Below are 4,045 nucleotides of genomic sequence, written 5' to 3' on the forward strand. Positions count from 1 at the left end.
AAGCTAAGCCTTTCAGCGCCGATGGTACTGCAGGGGGGACCCTGTGGGAGAGTAGGACGCCGCCGAACAATCATTGTGGGAAAGCCCCGCACCAAACCCTTCGGGGTTGGTGCGGGGCTTTTCTGCGTTCAGGACCAGATCGTCGGCCTCGGCTGGGTATCCTGGCCGCGTTCCCCTGGAGGACGCGATGACTGCACAGCAGCTGGAAGAAGGCGGCCCACTCGTCCCGCAGCCGGCCATGACACGGGAGGCCCTGCGGGACGCCGTGCGCCGGATCGACATGGCCAACCTCGCCGTGCTCGACAAGGAATGCAACGAGGCGTTCGACCGGGCCGCCGAGACGGGCGCCATCAACCCGCTGCGGTTCTTCCTGATCAAGTGGGCCACGCACGTGGCGATCCATCGCTGGCCGGCGCGCTCGGCGGCGCTGTACGAAGCGGAACGCGTGGCCGGGGACCCGGCGGCGACGGAGGAAGAGTTCCGGGCCGCCATGGAAACCAGCAGCCGCATCCTGGCCGAGGCCCAGCGCGAGATCGGTCAGTGACTCCGCGGGGCGAGGGCGTCGAGAACGACACCGGCTGGGCCTGGGAGTGCGACCCCAGCCGCCTGTGGGTGCTCGGCGACATGCCGCCGGAGCAACAGGGCCTCGTCAGTGCCGTCATGGACGGCCTGGTCGACCTGGCGGCGATGGCGATCGACCCCAAGGACGGCAGCCTCTACGAGGACCCCCACCCGATGCGGCTCCGTACGTACGAGGACGAGCACGTCATGCTCTGGTACCAGACCATCCCGCACCGCAGTCGCGTCTACCTGAAGCGCGTCAACCTCTGAGCCCGATGGAGACGTCGCCGGCTTGAAGGCGGCCCGGCGGCCGAGGCGCCGATCCCGAGCGGCAGAACGCGAAGGGCGTGAACCCGCGGGGCCTTGCCGAGCTGATCGGCAACTACGACGTGGCCGTGCTCGGTGCCGCGTCGGGCGATCACCGGCTCCACGCCGGCACAGACGAGGCGGGGGCACTTGTCGTGGTCGTAGCCGCGGTTACCGAGCACCATGTCCGGGCGGCGCTGGGGCCGGCCGCGCTTGCCCCGCACCGGTGGAATGGCTTCGAGCAGCGGATGAGCTGGGTGACGTCGTTCCGATTGCCGCCGGTCCGGGTGACGGCGAGTGGGATGCCGGTGGACTCGATGATCGGGTGGTGCTTGCTGCCGCCCTGCCCCGGAACATGACTTCCTCCCGTCTGGTCAGGACCGCCGGGTGCTGCCATCGCGGCCCCAGTGCGCGCTCCAACGAGGGATGAGGCGACCGGGCAGCCCATGTCCATCGCGACCGCCAGCGGCAGGGCAACGATCGCGGCCGGCTGGGCGACCAGGACCAGCACCGTTCCATGCTTGGACTTCAGCCTCGCGAACAGCTCGCGAAGCTTGGGTTCGGTGTTGGGCTAGCGGCTTAGAGGTCGTCTCAACTGGTCTGATCACTAGGGTGTCTGTTGTGATGACGTGGGTGGAGCGTCTGGTTCCGGACGGGTTGTGGGAGTTGTTTCAGCGGGTGGTCCCGGCTGCTCCGGTGCGTCCGCAGGGCGGTGGCCGACGGCGGCACGGTGATCGTGAGGTGCTGGCGGCAATCATGTTCGTGGCCACGACGGGCTGTACCTGGCGGCAGCTACCACCGGTCTTCGGTCCGTCTGGACCGACCGCGCACCGTCGGTTCACCGAGTGGAGCCGAGCCAGGGTTTGGGGCAAGCTCCACCGCGTGGTCTTGGATGAACTCGGTGCCCGCGGGGATCTGGACTGGTCGCGGTGCGCGGTCGACTCGGTGAACATGCGGGCCTCAAAGGGGGGCCCTGACAGGTCCGAATCCCGTAGATCGTGGCAAGAAGGGCTCAAAGATCCACTTGATCACCGAGCGGTCCGGTCTGCCCCTCTCGATCGGGATCTCCGGAGCGAACATCCACGACAGCCAGGGCCTCGAACCCCTCGTCCGCGGCATCCCGCCCATCCGCTCCCGCCGTGGACCGCGTCGACGACGGCCCGCCAAACTCCATGGCGACAAGGGTACGACTACGACCACCTGCGAAGGTGGCTGCGCTCCCGCAACATCACCCCGCGCATCGCCCGGAAGGGCGTCGAATCCTCTCAGCGCCTGGGCCGCCACCGTTGGACAGTGGAGCGAACGGTGGCTTGGCTCGCTGGATGCCGCCGTCTGCACCGCCGCTACGAGCGCAAGGCCGAACACTTCCTCGCGTTCGCCGGCATCGCCGCCACCCTTATCTGCTATCGGCGTCTGGACGGGTGAGCCGGTTCAGGCGACCCCGAGGAAGCCCGGGTCGGTGCCATCGGACTGAAGGCACGAATCGCGGCTCACGGCAAGGAGTTCCGCCATGGGCACCGCGCGACGGCTGGTCGCCGACAGATCCTGGCGGGCCTCGGCCGACCACAAAGGCGGGAAGAACGACAGTCCCTGCCGACCGTCCAGCACAGAGACCTCACTGCGCCAGCCGTCCCACCGCAGGCCTTCATAGAACTCCCGGAGTCCCCCGGAGAAGACCCAGGACAGCCACGCCGAGTGGCCGGCGCCCAAGGCCTCCCAGCCGAGCGCATCAGGGGCGAAGTAGAGGATCTCGCCTGGCTCGCCGGGCCGACCGGCCTCACGAGGGTTGCCCCCGTTGAGGGCGAAGACCCCGCCCAGCACGTCATGCGCAACCACGAGACCAGCACCAGGCCGCCATGAGGGATCGAATCTCGAGGGCATCGCGTTGACCTCGGCCAGGCCGGGCAGTCCGGCGTCGCTCGGGCTTCCAAAGATCCGCAGCCATCCACCGTCCACGAGCAGACCGCCGCAGTTCAGTACGATGCCGCCCAAATTCGACCGGGCGGAGACCTGCAGTTGCAGCACGGAGGCTCGGCCTGCCACGGGATCACCGAGCAGCACCTCAACTGGTACGTCGGTGCCGGACAGCTCCTGAAGAAGGAGCGGCCATGCAGGGTCGTCGACGTTGATCAGTTCATTGTGCTCGCGCATCTCCGCATCGTCGCACCAACGCCGAGAGGCACAGTCCGCCGGGTCACCCGCACTTCGATCCACCAATCGAGATGACCTCTTAAGGATGGCCCGCCCCTCACCGCGGCGGGATTCGCAGCCCTGTGGCGACCAACCTGTGGGCCTGGAGGCAGACTTGGCGTTCTGGGGCGTGGGAGCGGACCACAGGCCAGCGGGTATAGAGGCGAGGGGCGTGGGGGAGTGGTTCGGTGGAGCTGAGTGCAGTGATCATCGCGGTGGCTGGTGTCGCCGGCACCCTGGGAGCGTCGCTCCTCACCCAGCGCGGCTCCGAGCGTACGAAGCTCAGGGAGATAGAGCTCGTCCGCGGCCAGGAGGAGATCCACGAGAGCCGCGTACTGCGCCGAAGCTGCTACGTCGAGCTCAACCGGGATGCCCGGCAGTTCACCACGGCGCTCAACCGACACCTGCACGTGCTCAGGGAACGCGGTGTGGAGGAGGCCGACAGGGCCGCGCTGGAGGAGGCGAAGGACGCTCATCGCGATCGGTACTCCGAAGCGCAGATGATCGCCCCGGACGAGGTGCTCGCGCGCGCGAGCGCCGTCAACCAAGCCCTGAACAAGGTCTACGGGCAGGTCAAACGCCTGGAGCGAGGTGAGCCCGAGCCGGGCGAGACGATGGAGACTGCGGAACGGGACCGGCAGGCGGTGTGGGACATGCTCCGGGCGATGCGCGCCGCGATGCGGCACGACCTGGGTGTGTCGACTGAGGGATCCCCCGACGCGCGGGGAGCCGACCAGGACTCGTTTTGACACCTCCATGGCACGGTTGTAGAGTCGAGCAGTTGCCTCGAGCTGGACAAGCTCGGCAGCAGCCCCCACAAGGAAGGAATTTCGCGTGGGGACACTCGACTCTTCATTCGGGAATCGAAGCCGGGGAAATCCGGTGGAGATTTTCTGATAGAGTCGGAATCGCCGGAAAGGGAAAGCGCGAAAGCGTAGAACCTCGAAAGCGCCGAGGAAATCGGGCCCGAAAGAGTCTGATAGAGTCG

Annotated in this window: 4 protein-coding genes and 3 pseudogenes; 4 read left to right on the forward strand and 3 right to left on the reverse strand. The window is 67.6% G+C overall.

What is annotated here, in order from left to right:
* The first annotated feature begins 187 nt into the window (after positions 1–187).
* Both ACFWBN_RS39590 and ACFWBN_RS39595 read left to right on the forward strand, forming a co-directional pair.
* Entirely contained in the window at positions 188–544 is a 357-nt protein-coding gene (locus ACFWBN_RS39590) for a hypothetical protein (protein ID WP_385186665.1), read from the forward strand.
* On the forward strand, positions 541–831 hold the full coding sequence (locus ACFWBN_RS39595) for a hypothetical protein (protein ID WP_385186668.1): 291 nt from the start codon (positions 541–543) through the stop codon (positions 829–831). Before ACFWBN_RS39590 ends, ACFWBN_RS39595 begins: the two co-directional genes overlap by 4 nt.
* Before the next feature lie 122 nt (positions 832–953).
* Here ACFWBN_RS39595 and ACFWBN_RS39600 read toward each other — a convergent pair.
* Both ACFWBN_RS39600 and ACFWBN_RS39605 read right to left on the reverse strand, forming a co-directional pair.
* Positions 954–1,243: pseudogene (locus ACFWBN_RS39600) on the reverse strand (transposase); the annotation flags it as partial.
* 54 nt (positions 1,244–1,297) lie between these two features.
* Positions 1,298–1,438, reverse strand: a pseudogene (locus tag ACFWBN_RS39605) (IS110 family transposase); the annotation flags it as partial.
* Positions 1,439–1,491: 53 nt separating this feature from the next.
* On the opposite strand from ACFWBN_RS39605, the pseudogene ACFWBN_RS39610 reads away from it, so the two are divergent.
* A pseudogene (locus ACFWBN_RS39610) lies at positions 1,492–2,292 on the forward strand (IS5 family transposase).
* 6 nt (positions 2,293–2,298) lie between these two features.
* On the opposite strand, the gene ACFWBN_RS39615 reads toward ACFWBN_RS39610, so the two are convergent.
* Positions 2,299–3,018: a DUF2625 domain-containing protein gene (locus ACFWBN_RS39615; RefSeq protein ID WP_385186671.1), complete on the reverse strand. Its 720-nt coding sequence runs from the start codon at positions 3,016–3,018 to the stop codon at positions 2,299–2,301.
* A gap of 227 nt (positions 3,019–3,245) precedes the next feature.
* Here ACFWBN_RS39615 and ACFWBN_RS39620 point away from each other — a divergent pair, with 227 nt between their 5' ends.
* Positions 3,246–3,806 carry a hypothetical protein gene (locus tag ACFWBN_RS39620; protein WP_385186673.1) on the forward strand — a complete coding sequence of 187 codons (561 nt, stop codon included), beginning with the start codon at positions 3,246–3,248 and terminating at the stop codon, positions 3,804–3,806.
* Positions 3,807–4,045: the final 239 nt, after the last annotated feature.

This window comes from Streptomyces sp. NPDC059989, from assembly GCF_042736975.1.
Classification (GTDB): domain Bacteria; phylum Actinomycetota; class Actinomycetes; order Streptomycetales; family Streptomycetaceae; genus Streptomyces.

Excerpts from the sequence above, each read along its gene's own strand:
- ACFWBN_RS39615 (WP_385186671.1), bottom strand. The coding sequence starts at position 3,018 with ATGCGCGAGCACAATGAACTGATCAACGTCGACGACCCTGCATGGCCG.
- ACFWBN_RS39590 (WP_385186665.1), top strand. The coding sequence starts at position 188 with ATGACTGCACAGCAGCTGGAAGAAGGCGGCCCACTCGTCCCGCAGCCG.